This window comes from Streptomyces sp. NPDC043908, from assembly GCF_056435525.1.
This window is the reverse complement of record NZ_JBWKEI010000017.1, coordinates 110,371-122,459: the sequence shown is the minus strand read 5'-3', so window position 1 is coordinate 122,459 and position 12,089 is coordinate 110,371. Positions and strand designations below refer to the sequence as shown.

9 protein-coding genes and 2 pseudogenes are annotated in these 12,089 nt (G+C 69.4%); 8 read left to right on the top strand and 3 right to left on the bottom strand.

The features are described from left to right. Positions 1–20: 20 nt before the first annotated feature. Positions 21–208, bottom strand: a pseudogene (locus AC069K_RS30625) (IS5/IS1182 family transposase); the annotation flags it as partial. Between the two features lie 65 nt (positions 209–273). Between AC069K_RS30625 and AC069K_RS30620 the strand changes: the two are divergent. Together AC069K_RS30620 and AC069K_RS30615 are read left to right on the top strand one after the other, a co-directional pair. After that, positions 274–1,320, top strand: a pseudogene (locus AC069K_RS30620) (ISAzo13 family transposase); the annotation flags it as partial. A 237-nt stretch (positions 1,321–1,557) separates the two neighbouring features. Then, positions 1,558–2,799 (top strand): MFS transporter, encoded by a 1,242-nt coding sequence (locus AC069K_RS30615; protein ID WP_365109729.1) that lies wholly within the window; start codon positions 1,558–1,560, stop codon positions 2,797–2,799. A 383-nt stretch (positions 2,800–3,182) separates the two neighbouring features. Here AC069K_RS30615 and AC069K_RS30610 read toward each other — a convergent pair whose 3' ends face one another. Further along, positions 3,183–3,482 carry a hypothetical protein gene (locus tag AC069K_RS30610; RefSeq protein ID WP_478621738.1) on the bottom strand — a complete coding sequence of 100 codons (300 nt, stop codon included), beginning with the start codon at positions 3,480–3,482 and terminating at the stop codon, positions 3,183–3,185. A gap of 239 nt (positions 3,483–3,721) precedes the next feature. Here AC069K_RS30610 and AC069K_RS30605 point away from each other — a divergent pair, with 239 nt between their 5' ends. Beyond that, positions 3,722–4,213, top strand: a complete 492-nt coding sequence (locus AC069K_RS30605; RefSeq protein ID WP_478621736.1) for a hypothetical protein — start codon at positions 3,722–3,724, stop codon at positions 4,211–4,213. A 149-nt stretch (positions 4,214–4,362) separates the two neighbouring features. Beyond that, positions 4,363–4,593, top strand: a complete 231-nt coding sequence (locus AC069K_RS30600; protein WP_478621734.1) for a hypothetical protein — start codon at positions 4,363–4,365, stop codon at positions 4,591–4,593. Here the strand turns inward: AC069K_RS30600 and AC069K_RS30595 are convergent. Next, on the bottom strand, positions 4,559–5,416 hold the full coding sequence (locus AC069K_RS30595) for a class I SAM-dependent methyltransferase (RefSeq protein WP_478621732.1): 858 nt from the start codon (positions 5,414–5,416) through the stop codon (positions 4,559–4,561). The genes AC069K_RS30600 and AC069K_RS30595 overlap by 35 nt on opposite strands. Before the next feature lie 117 nt (positions 5,417–5,533). Here AC069K_RS30595 and AC069K_RS30590 point away from each other — a divergent pair, with 117 nt between their 5' ends. From AC069K_RS30590 to AC069K_RS30575, 4 genes are all read left to right on the top strand, one after another. After that, entirely contained in the window at positions 5,534–6,136 is a 603-nt protein-coding gene (locus tag AC069K_RS30590; protein ID WP_478621730.1) for a TetR family transcriptional regulator, read from the top strand. 891 nt (positions 6,137–7,027) lie between these two features. Next, entirely contained in the window at positions 7,028–8,476 is a 1,449-nt protein-coding gene (locus tag AC069K_RS30585) for an MFS transporter (protein WP_478621728.1), read from the top strand. A gap of 674 nt (positions 8,477–9,150) precedes the next feature. After that, positions 9,151–9,621, top strand: a complete 471-nt coding sequence (locus AC069K_RS30580) for a hypothetical protein (protein ID WP_478621727.1) — start codon at positions 9,151–9,153, stop codon at positions 9,619–9,621. A gap of 1,202 nt (positions 9,622–10,823) precedes the next feature. Beyond that, positions 10,824–11,174 carry a hypothetical protein gene (locus AC069K_RS30575; RefSeq protein WP_358832949.1) on the top strand — a complete coding sequence of 117 codons (351 nt, stop codon included), beginning with the start codon at positions 10,824–10,826 and terminating at the stop codon, positions 11,172–11,174. The last annotated feature ends 915 nt before the right edge of the window (positions 11,175–12,089 follow it).

Below are 12,089 nucleotides of genomic sequence, written 5' to 3'. Positions count from 1 at the left end.
TGGACGGGTTGTTCAGCGAGTCACGAGCGGAGCCAGAGGCGCACGGCAGCAACAGTGACGGTGCCATGGAAGATACACGCTCGCTTGTCAAAGCGTGTGGCTACGGCCCTGTGGCCTTGAGGGCATTGATAGTTCGCTCGACTTCGTTGCGGCGCCTGTACGTCGTGTGGTCGAAGCCGGTGGGTCGGCCGCCCGCGCTGCCTCGGCGCGCGGCTCCACGTTCAAGGAAGTCGTGGAGCTGATGGAGCAGTGGAACGTCAGCGCTTGGCCGGTGCGCACGAATTCCTGGACCGTCGGGGACCAGGCAAGGCGATCCCGTACGGGATCTACGACATCGCCGCGAATACCGGCTGGGTCAGCGTCGGCACCGATCACGACACCGCCGCGTTCGCTGTCGCCTCCATCCGCCGTTGGTGGCAGGCCCGCGGTCGGCACGACTACCCGGCCGCCACCCGTCTGATGATCACCGCGGACGCAAGCGGCTCCACCGGCTACCGGACCCGTGCCTGGAAGACTGAACTCGCAGCACTGGCCACCGAGACGGGCCTGGACATCACGGTCTGCCACATGCCGCCGGGCACTTCGAAATGGAACAAGATCGAGCACCGGCTGTTCTCCCACATCTCCATGAACTGGCGAGGCCGACCGCTGACCAGCCACGACGTCATCGTGAACAGCATCGAGGCGACCACCACCCGCACCGGGCTGAAGGTCCACGCCGAACTCGACCCGGGCACCTACGACACCAACATCAAGGTCACCGACAGCGACATCGGCGCCCTGCCGATGGACCGGCACCGTTTCCACGGCGACTGGAACTACACCCTCCACCCTCAGCCTCCCGACACCACCAGCGCGGCCGGTTCAGCCAGGAGCCCGCGATCGGCTAGCCCACCCCTGTCGCCCGGCACTGGGTGTCTGCGCAACCCGGAGCTGACCGGCATGCCCGAACCGGCACTGGACGAACTCGTCGACCAACTGCTCACGAAAATCGATGGGTTACGTGAGCAGGAACGGCTTCAGCAACGAGGAGGTGAGCGCATCCGCGCTCGCGGCGCAGGGGCGAAGGACAGGCTGACCACCGCCGACAGAGTCCTGGCCACCGTGCTCTACCTCCGCAGGATCGGCACCCGAGACCTGCTCGCCCAGCTCTTCGGAGTCAACGGCAGCACCCTGACCAGGGCCGTTCACCAAGTCCAGCCCCTCCTGGCCGAGCATGGTTACACCATTCCACCGTCGACAGCCAGGTTCCACACGCCTGCTGACCTCACCGCGTTCCTCGCGAACACCCACCCAGCAGAGATCAAATCAGCATGTTGATTCTCTTCGAGCCCTAAGCCAGCAAGCGGCCACCAGGTCGTGAGGCGGTGGCTCCCCACACGCCTTGCGGCTCCGCGCGGCAGCGTCGACGGGCAGCCACCGCTGACGGGTCGCCACCTCTCAGCACCCTTCAATGCCGCCTCTTTGACCGGTAAGCGACCGTGATTCGCGCCGGGTCTGTAACATATCCAGAGCGTCAGTGACCCTTACCGCGTGCCTAGGATGCGGAGCTACGCCATGCCCCACCTGATACCGGACACCAGACCACAACGCGTCCTCGCCGCCTCCAACTTCGTGTACACCGTTGGTAGCGGCCTCTTCCTGACCGCGGGGGTGCTGTATTTCACGCAGGCGGCGCACCTCCCGGCAACCCAGGTCGGACTCGGGCTCGCCATCGCCGGATTCGTCTCGCTCGGCGTAGGCATCGGCGTCGGCCACCTTGCCGACCGATACGGCGCACGCGGCGTGTATGCGACCACGCTGGTTGTCCAGGCGCTAGGTACGGCCGCCTTCGTTCTGGCGGACAGCTTCTGGCCGTTCGTCCTTGCCGTTGCCACTGCCACCAGCGCCAAAGCAGCCGGCCTCGCCGCACGCTCCCCCCTGATCCGACACTACGGAGGAGACAGGCCGCAGGAGTTCCGCGGCTACCTCCGCGCCATCTCCAACATCGGCATCTCCCTCGGAGCGCTGCTGGCGGGCTGGGCCGTCCAAGTCGGCACGCAGTCCGCCTACCAAATCCTGGTCGTCGCCAACGCCGTCTCCTTCGCAGCCGCCGCAGCCGTCCTCATCATCCTGCCCTCCATCGCCCCCAGGCCCGCCGTCAGCGGCCCACGCTGGATCGCCCTTCGCGACCGGCCCTACCTCCTGATCACCAGCCTTGACGGCATCATGGCGATCCAGTTCAAGGTCCTCACCGTGGCCATCCCGCTCTGGCTGGTCACCGCAACCACCGCACCGCCCTGGCTGATCTCCGGCACCATGCTCGCCAACACCCTCCTCGTTATCGCGTTCCAGGTCCGCGCCAGCCGCAACATCGTTTCCGCCTCTGCCGGCGCGCGCGCCTACCGGCGAGCGGGCGTAGCCTTCCTCGTCTCCTGCTCGCTGATCTCCCTGTCCGCGGGTGTGCCGACCTGGGCCGCGGTCACACTGCTGTTGACCGGGGTAGTGGTCCATACAGTGGGCGAACTGTGGCACGCCGCTGCAGGCTTCGAAGTGTCCTTCGCTCTGGCCCCGGAACGCGCCACCGGCCAGTACCTCGGGGTCTTCGGCCTGGGTGTCGGACTGTCCGAAGCCGTCGGGCCGACCTTGGTCATCTCGCTCTGCATCACCTGGGGGCGCCCCGGGTGGTACGTCTTAGGTGCGCTGTTCGCCGTCACAGGCATGGCCGCACTTCTCGCCGTCCGCTGGGCCCAACGCCAACAAGAGGCACGGCAGCCGGAGCCCCCGGCCCAGACCGTAGAGAACCTGCAGTCCACCTGATCACGGCGACGCGATGGGCTAGCACGCTTTACCGTTGTGTCAACCCTGTTCAGTTGCTGGAGGCGCCCGGGCGGAAGGCTCTCGTACCACTGCCCGTCCAAGGAGAGTCATTCAGCAGCTGGATAGGACGCCGTCGCACTCGAAAACCTCTGTCAGTGGTCAACACGTCTCACGAAATTCTGGCGCCCGCAGGCTGTCCCCTATGCAGGAGGCTGGGAGCCCAGCTCCGAGCAGCTCACCCCCGGGCACACCCATGATCGCGGCGAACATGCCGATCCCGAACCCGGCCACCGCCCCAGTCGCGATGCGCACCCCTCCACTGAGCCCCGCACTGGCCAGTTCCAAGGTATGGGCGGCCACGAAGGCGGCGACCATGAAGACCATCAGTACAGGGAGCACCCGGTAAAGGGTGGCGGCACCCGGTAGAGGGTGGCGGTCCGCATCCGGACCACCCACGACGCCCCCACCCAGGCGCCGAGCAGGCTCCCGGCCAGCAGGTTGACCACGGTCGGCCAGTGCGCGCCCAGGTCGGAGAAGGGCACCGAAGTCAACCGGGCGGGCAGCGTGGCCGGCACCACGATCAGGCTCATCGCCTTGTTGAGAATGACCGCCGACAGGGCCGTGAACCCGAAGACGCCGTTGAGTAGCGGCAGCCGGAACTCCGCTCCGCCCAGGCCAATCACATCAACGGCAGCGAGCGCACGGCTCGGCCAGGCAGAGCATCCATGGTGGTCATCACGAATGAACCCTCTCCACGGCGGCGCCAAGGCCAAGCATGTCCGCCCCGCACCCCATGCCCACCCCGAGCGACTCGGATCTCAAGTTCCTCCAAGAGCTCCTCACTGCTCTCGTCGGTTCGACCGACACGGGCGACGAGGCTGGCGGCGGCGTCACCCATCCAGCCGAGTTACCTTACGCATCCATGACGTTACGATTCGTGCCGGGTGGAGAGTCCGCCGCTCCGGGATTTGCCCGGCGGCCGACCGAGACTCGGGGGTCTGCGATGTTCCTGGTTTCAGCCGCCAAGCGCGTTTTCGCCCTCGTGGCCCTGGCCTCTGTAGTGCCAGGGATCAGTACGGCGCCGGCGGCCGCGGAGAACGCCGGGCCCCTGGGGCAGTGCACGGTGAGTGTCCGCAACCCCGCGCATGCCGGGAACTACATCTGGGCCTATGCGCCCTGGACCTGTTCCACTCTGCCTGCGGACGGCGGCGCGAAAATCTATCTGAAGATTCTCCGGGACGGTGCACTGGTGAAGCAGGCGGAATTCTGGCAGAAGGGGCCCTTCGATCTCACCTTCGCCACCGGCGTCGCCTGCATCGGCGGCAGCCACACCTACCAAGTCGCTACGCACGGCTGGGACAGCGACCTCATCCAGTACAACGCTCACAGCCCGGCCGTCACGCTCCCCTGCTGAGCGGGGCAGCAGCCGAGTAAGCCTGTGCGACCTGCCCGACGTGCGCGTCACCGATCGCGCTTGCCCCAACTTCCGTCACTGGCCGCCAGCAGTGCATCGTCAGTATCGACGCACACAAGCCGCCTGCACAGCTCCCCCGGACTCGCGGGGTGACGACCCGGACCACTACCAGCGAGCCGAGGCTCACCACCGCCCTCGGGGCCGATGGCGTGCTCAGGGCGGCCGTCGTCATCGAGCGGGACCACACCCCCGCCGAGGGTGAGGAGCTGGGGCGACGGATCATCCAGCGCGCGCAGGAGCGGGAGCGCCAGGCCGCTCCTGAGCTGCGGCCGGCCGCAGCGAGCGTCAGGCCTGCGCGGCCTCACGGCGTACGGCGGTGACCAGCCAGGAACTGCTGCGCAGCCACACTGCGCCATCGGCCTCATGGCGGCGCAGCGCGGCTGTCAGCGCCTGCCGTGCCCGGGCCTGTTCCCGGGGGCCGACCTGGTCGAGAAGGTGGCGTCCGGGGCCGGAGTCCAGCAGGAACGCCGCGGCGTCCGCCGCGTCGGCGCCCCACTTCCCCGGGACCTCGCTTCGCCGCACCTCGACTGCGGCGAACCCGCCCGCGGTGGTCAGGGCGCGGATGCGGTCGGGATCAGTGAGCGCGAACATGCCGGGGCCGGCGGACTCCGCGAAGCCGCCGAGCGGCAGAATGCCTTCCAGCGAGGCCAGGGCCGCGAGCCACTCGTTGGCCTCGGCCTCGGCCGCGCAGATGAAGGCCAGCCGGCCCCCGGGGCGCAGTGCGCAGTGGAGGTTGGCGAACGCGGCGACGGGGTCGGTGAAGAAGGTCATGCCGTAGCGGCTGATCACCGCATCGAACCCCTCGGCGTCGAAGGCGTGGGCCTGGGCGTCGCCCTGGACGAACGAGACGTTCTCCACTCCTTCCCGCTGGGCGCTCGCCCGGGCCCGGGTGAGCATCGGGGCGGACAGATCCAGGCCGACCGCCTCTCCCCGGTAGGCACGCCGGGCCGCGAGGCGGGTCGTGCGGCCGGCCCCGCAGCCGATGTCCAGCACGCGGTCGGTCTCCGTGAGAGCCGCAGCGTCCAGGAGGGGCTGGTTGAAGCCGTCGTTGACCGCATCCCAGCGGTCCTGGCTGCGGGCCCACTGTTCGCCCTCGTAGCCGTTCCACGCCTCGGCCTGCGCGGTGTTGATGAGTTGGTCCATGGGTGAACTCCCTCGAGGCGGGGCGCAGCACGCTACCCGGCCCCTAGAATGGGCAAGTGCCCAAACAGTATGGGCGAATGCCCATACTTGCAATGGGGCTGAAGGAAAGGGGCAGTTGTGTCACCTCGCGGTGTGGCGATCCCGGACTTGCGGGAGCGGCTGTTCGCGGCGGCCGAGCGGGTGGTGGCCCGCGACGGCGCCGCCGCTTTGACCAGCCGCGCGGTCACGGCCGAGGCGGACTGCGCCAAAGGCGTCCTGCACACGCACTTCGCCGGCCTCGACGAGTTCGTCGCCGAGCTGGTCCTCGACCGGTTCGCGCGCAGCGCCCGCCAGGCCCAGGCGCTGAAGGCGAAAGCCGGGACGGCCACCGTCGCCGACAACCTGCAAGAAGTCATCCTGGTCCTGCTTCAGGCCCTGCCTCCGGCCGTGGTGGGGCTGGCCATGACCCGCCCGGCGGCCGCGCTGCACACCCGGCAGGGCTTCCAGGCCGGCGCCCCGGCGTTCGATGCCATCCAGCACGCCTTCACCGCCTACCTCCAGGCGGAGCAGCGCGGCGGCCGGCTACCCGCCGACGCCGACACCGCCACGATCGCGCTCGCGCTCGTCGGCACCACTCACCACCTGCTGATGACACGCCCGCCTGCAGGGGGCGAGAACGCGAAGGCGACCATCCGACGGCTGCTCGCCGTCGTGCTCCGCGGCGCCCCCAACTGCCCCTGACGTAACCCCGGCGCAGCACCAGGGCCCGGCGCGGGCCCCCGCAGGACCCGCGCCGGGAGAGGCCTTGAAGCGGCTCCGGCCCGGCCGGTGTCCTGTGCCGGTGTGGATTGCCCGGTGCGCAGTGGGCGCCGGGACGGTGAGGGGTGCCCGCGGGCGAGGAAGGGGCGCAGGCGGGTGACGGTGAAGCCTGCCGTGGCCCGGTAGCGACCGGCGATCCCTACGGAGCGGGGTGAGGCGGAAGACACCGAGGCGTCCCGCGGCGTACGGAGCGTCGTCGGCTGGGTTTATACCGAGGTTGCGAGATACCTGCCCGGTTGTGGGACCGGCACCGCCGGACTTGCTTGCACTGGCCGTAGACAGGGGTATGCGCAAGCGGTTGCCTCGTGCAGCTTCGACAACGACCGAGGCAGAGAAGGGTTGGGCGGCTCGGTGCAGGCAGCCGTTGCCGGCTCCCCGTGCCGGGGCGTGTGCCTCGTGCTCGGCGAACGAGCCGCGGACGTTGGCGACCATGGGGTGGCGGACGGTGAACCCGTGTTGTCGTAGCTGGCGTTGCCGAGGCGAGTCCAGCGGGTTTCTCGGCGTTCTGGCAAGTGATGACCGCCTGGGCCATCCCCTTGGCGGGCTGGTAGGCGCCCTCGGACTTCTGGCCTCGGCCCGCCAGCTTCTTGATCTCGGCCAGGAGCAGGTACGCGCGCAGCCCCGAAGGCTTCATTGCGTCCTTCACGTGGCGGCAGGTGTCCGCATCGTCAGTAGCCCGCCCCTTCCTGGCCAGCGAAGTGAGGGGCCTGGTGGCTTACCCGTTGAGAAATACCCTCGGGGGGTATAGCGTTCGAGCCGTCGAAGTCATACCCCCTGGGGGTATAAGGAGGTTTTCTCTCTTTGGGAGCGGTCATGCAAGCCGTCAATCCGCGCCGCTGGTGGGCCCTCGGGGTGCTCGCCGCCGCACAGTTCATGGTGATCATGGACACGTCGATCATCGGCGTGGCGCTGCCCGAGATGCAGCGCGATTTGGGGTTCTCCCAGGGAGACCTGCAGTGGGTGTTCAACGCCTACGTCATCGCCTTCGGCGGACTGCTCCTGCTGGGCGGCCGCCTGTCCGACCTGCTGGGAGCCCGGAAGGTGTTCGTGGCCGGCTGGAGCGTCCTGATCGCCGGCTCCGTCGTGGCCGCGGCCGCCCAGAGCGCGTGGGTGGAGGTCGCGGGCCGCGCCGTGCAGGGAGTGGGCGGCGCGCTGATCGCACCGGCCTCGATGACTTTGCTGATGATGCTCTTCGGCCACAGCCCCAAGGAGCTCGGCAAGGCCCTGGCCCTGTACGGCGCGGCCGCCCCGGCCGGTGGCACGGCAGGAGTGTTCCTCGGCGGCGTCTTCACCCAATGGGCCAGCTGGCCTTGGGTGTTCATCATCTACATCCCGATCGGCATCGCTACACTGCTCGCCACTGGCCTGCTGCCGGCCGTGACCGCCCGCCGTGGCGGCGGGGTGGACGTTCTGGGAGCGGCAGCCGTCACCGCCGGGCTCGCACTCATCGTCTTCACTGTGGTGCGCGCCCCCGAGACCGGCTGGGCGAGCGCGCAGACCGTCCTCCAGCTGTTCGCCGGGGTCGCCCTGCTGGCCGTGTTCGTCCTCATCCAGCGGTCCGCGCGGTCGCCGCTGATGCCGCTCGGCATCTGGCGCACCCCGGGCCTCGGCGTCTCCAACCTGGCCATGGCGCTGCTGGGAGCGGCCTGGATCCCGATGTGGTACTTCCTCAACCTCTACCTCCAGCAGGTCCTGGGCTACGGCGCGTTCGCCTCCGGAGCGGCGCTACTGCCCATGACCGGCCTGCTGATGCTCGTCATGACCACCGCCAGCGCCCGCCTGCTCGGCCGCTTCGGCCCCAAGCCGCTCATCACCGCCGGCCTGCTGGTCCTGGCCGCGGGCCTGGTGTGGCTGTCGGCGGCCCGCCCGACCGGCTCCTTCCTCATCGACGTCCTGCCCGCCTCGCTGGTGGCAGCCCTGGGCATGGCGCTCGCCTACATCCCGACCCTGATGGCGGCAATGTCCGCCGCCCCGCCGGAACAGGCCGGCCTCGCCTCCGGCATCGTCAACACCACCTACCAAGTCGGCTCCGCCCTCGGCCTCGCCGCCCTGACCGCCCTCGCCACCTCCCAGGGCGCCGGAGCCGTCGGCGACCTGCCCGCCCTCACCGACGGATTCAGCGCAGCATTCCTCGCCGCCGCCGCCATCGCCGCCGCAGGCGCCCTCGCCTCCCTCGCCCTCATGCACGGCAAGCCACAGAACCCGCCCGCCGAAAACGCCACCACCGAGGGCGCCGCGCAGCGCCAGCACGCCCCCAACTGACCGGGAGTGAAGCGAGAAGGCCCGCCGATACCCATCGGCGGGCCTTGCCCACGGCGGCATGCAGCAGGCGGACATGCGGCACCAGCCGGGCCGGAACCGCCGACGTCGCGCTCTACACCACGGCGTCCGTCGACGCGGTGCCCTCCGAACACCCCGAGGCCGATTGGGAGCAGTGCACGGTGGAGAAGGGCCGGCGCCCATCGCTCGCCTCCCTGCGCCCGCACCCGCCTGAGCTTGCGGCCGCACGTCCAGCGCTACGTCGGTGCTCCGCGCCCGCCGCGTCCCAGCCGTCAGGAAGGCGGCCGGGACGCGGCGTTGCTCTCCTCGCGGGCGACCTGCCGGGCGAGGACGTCGCGGTCGGTGTACGGGTTGACGGCAGCGAGGGCCAAGCGCCGGAGTTCGGCCGGCTCCAGCGCCTCCAGCCTCGATGTCAGAGGACAGCGGCGCAGAGCTCGCAGACGACCGCGAACGAGGTCGTCACCATCGGCACCGCCATGGCCGGCGGCATCACCGCGTGCGTGGTCCGCCCGCGAGATCCCCCTCGTCATCGTCATACCCGCGGGGCAAACGAGCTGACCCTCACGGGGGCGGCTACGAAGCGGCCGCGGGGGTGGCACTGGAGCGGGAGCGCGCCCTCGTATAGTCGCGGTATCGGCTCGTACGGGGGAGGCAGGATGAGCGGTCAGGGTCCGTCCGGGGGCGGGGACATCGAGGACACCTGGCGGCAGCCGTGGTGGATCGTGGTCGGTGCGGCCGTCACGTTCGCCATGGCCTGGGCCGTGGTGGACTTCTGGATCGATCCCGTGACGGTGGGGATCACGGACGACTGTGTGCGGGGATGGCACGGCGGTTGCATGACGGACACCTTCCACTGGACGTCGGCCGTCGCGTTCTTCTTGCTGGGGGTGCCGACCATGGTGGTGGTGATCATGGGCCTGGTCACCGACCGCTGGCCGCCGGCGGTGGGCATGGCCCTGGGCGCCGTCGGCGGGGGCATCCTGACCCTTTCCCACGGAGAGTCAACGCCGCATGTGAGCTGCGCGGTGGCGCTGTTCGTTCTGGCCGCCACGGCCCTCGTTCTGACCGGGGGCCGCAAGCTCCGTTCGGCGTACCGCAGGTCGCGGGAGGACTGGCTCCGTCAGTGATATCTGCGGGCGGGGGCGCTGGTGCCGACGGGTGTCACTGCTTCCCGCCAAACATCTGGGCCAGACGGGGCAGCGGTGGCGGGGCGATGGCAGCCGGGTGGGGGGATCCGACCGTGGAAGCTGTTGAGCTCGGCCGTCAGCTCAGGGCTGGGCCGCAGTACTTCCCCCAGATCACAGTCCTCCTCGGCGACCAGGGCGGCTACCGCCCGCTGGAGCGGGCGGGGCAGAGCCGGCCGCTCCTGCCTTCCAGGCTGGGGCTGTCCTTTGCAGATGGCCCGCAGCAACGCGAGGTTCTGGGTGGCAAGGGGAGGAGAAGCGCAGATCAACCAGGCTCCCAGTGCCTCCTCCAGGTGGTCGGGCAGGCGCGGCAGGTCGGGCAGCCCGGGCTCGGGCGGCATGGTCTGCATCTGCTGCTTCCAGTGCTGGGCGGTTCGGACCTCGGCGCGTGTCAGGTACAGCAGATACAGACAGCGGGCAGCTGCCTGCGAGCCGGCGTCGCGCGCCCGGTTAAAGGCCGACGTCGAGGCACTGGTCGGTGCCCTACACCAGGCCACGATGGAGAACCTTCACCTTCGCCAGCAGCTCGCCGATCGCCATGCTGTGATCCGCGCACTGCCCACGCAGGCCCACCCGGTGGGTAGTCGGGCTGCCGCCGAAACGGAGCTGGCGGCAGCCCTCGTAGTGGCCGGGGCCGTGGACAAGCCGACGGTCTGTTCCTCGGAGGCACCGCGGGCGGGACGCCAGTCACAGCTGTGGTGCATCAGTCAGTCACTCCACCGCTCTGCGGCGGTGATGTCGGAGGCATGGGGGAGGGCATCGAGGCGGCGTGATCAGGTGCGCTCTGGCCCCCGGGGCCCGCATGGATGACGACGACGTCCCCGTCACCGGACAGGCCCCTCCCCGCAGTGCCGGTCCCCGCCCTCTACCAGGACGGAAAGACCACCGCGCGTGCCGCGGAGGACTACCTCGTCGCGAACCTCACCAACAGCCAGCACGCGGAGATCGCCCGCGTCTACGGCTACACCAGCCGAGCCCCCGCCCGGCACCCCGGTGTCGGCATCGACTGCGCTTTGGGAATCCGTTCGCGGGACGGTCACCGCGGCCGCTCCGCGAACGGGACCTCAAGCCCGGCGTCAGCGGGGAACCGTGCTCCCGCCAAAGGGGCTAGTCAGCGTTGGCTGCTCAGATAAGGATGAAGCCACATGTCAATTGGAGAAGAGGGCGGAATGACCTCGTTGCGGTGCGAAGCCACTCGCTGGGCGGTTGAGTATGACGACGGTACCTATCCCGGGTTTGTCGAGGTGCGTCTGACCGACGCGCACGGCCGGCAGTGGATATTCTTCGATAAGCCGCCGATCTTCGATGACTGGGATGCCCTGACCCCCGAAGCGGCGTACCCCATCGCCGTCACGATGATCTGCGAGATCGTGAGCCACACCTCAGATCCGGACGGCAACGAGATCGTCACGATCTCTACGGGCGGACGGCCGGTAGCCACCGAAGGCGACCAGAGCGAGTTCGACGTCCGGCCCGACCAGCTTGTAGAACCCTGATGCGACAAGACAACAGGGACGCGTCGCGGCCTTCGGTCATGCCACTCTCATGCCAGAACGGGCAGGCACTGACAGGGAACCGGGGTGCCGAACGCGAGAGCGGCTGCACGGCGCCCGCCAAAGCACCCAGTCCGGACCGGTGACCGACCCACCTCACTCACCGTGCTGATGCCGGTCATCCCATGCCCGGAATCAGTCCAGTCGGGGCGTATGCCACAGGGGCCAGCGGTGCAGCACCGTGCCCCCCCCACAGCCCGATGTCCGCACTCGCACAGGTTACCGGTCGCCCATCTCCCCGACCCGGCACACGATCGAGCCCAACACGACACGATGGGCCTTGCCTCCCAAGGCGGGGACGAGGGCGTGGGCTTCGGCGCGCAGCATGCCGCGTCCACGGCGGCCTGCGTCTGAGGCGGCAGCTCCGTAGTGGCCTGCCTCTGAAGGGCAGCCCCAGCACCACGAACGTCACGACCGGGCTGTTCGCGCACGACGACGTCAAAGCGGCCGGCCGTCCCAGGACCCGCCCTTGATCGGACAGCTTGAGCCTCTCGCCGTGGTGGAGCCACTCCCCCGGCAGCGATTTCCCGCGCCGATTCATCGACAGCGCAGTCCCGCAGGCTGCGGCTGTGGCCGCTCAGCTTCACAAGGCGCCGCCACACGGGGCGTGACGGCGACCAGGAGGCCTTGGGGGCCTTGGGGGCCTTGGGGGCCTTGGGGGCCTTGGGCAGCGCGTGTGTTCAGTTCTCCGATCATCGGGGCGGGGCCGACCATGACGGGGGCGCGCAGGGGAGAGCAGCCGTGGTCATCAACGTGTCCCTGTCCGTGCTCCCGGGAGGCTGGGGCATCCCTTGCCCCCTGGGGCCCATAAGGCTTCGCCTGCCTTCATTCATAGACGTGCCAGAGCATCGGAGGATG

Bases quoted from the DNA above. Each gene is read 5' to 3' on its own strand.
- AC069K_RS30615 (WP_365109729.1), top strand. From the start codon at position 1,558: ATGCCCCACCTGATACCGGACACCAGACCACAACGCGTCCTCGCCGCC.
- AC069K_RS30575 (WP_358832949.1), top strand. From the start codon at position 10,824: ATGTCAATTGGAGAAGAGGGCGGAATGACCTCGTTGCGGTGCGAAGCC.
- AC069K_RS30580 (WP_478621727.1), top strand. From the start codon at position 9,151: ATGAGCGGTCAGGGTCCGTCCGGGGGCGGGGACATCGAGGACACCTGG.
- AC069K_RS30605 (WP_478621736.1), top strand. From the start codon at position 3,722: ATGACGTTACGATTCGTGCCGGGTGGAGAGTCCGCCGCTCCGGGATTT.
- AC069K_RS30595 (WP_478621732.1), bottom strand. From the start codon at position 5,416: ATGGACCAACTCATCAACACCGCGCAGGCCGAGGCGTGGAACGGCTAC.
- AC069K_RS30585 (WP_478621728.1), top strand. From the start codon at position 7,028: ATGCAAGCCGTCAATCCGCGCCGCTGGTGGGCCCTCGGGGTGCTCGCC.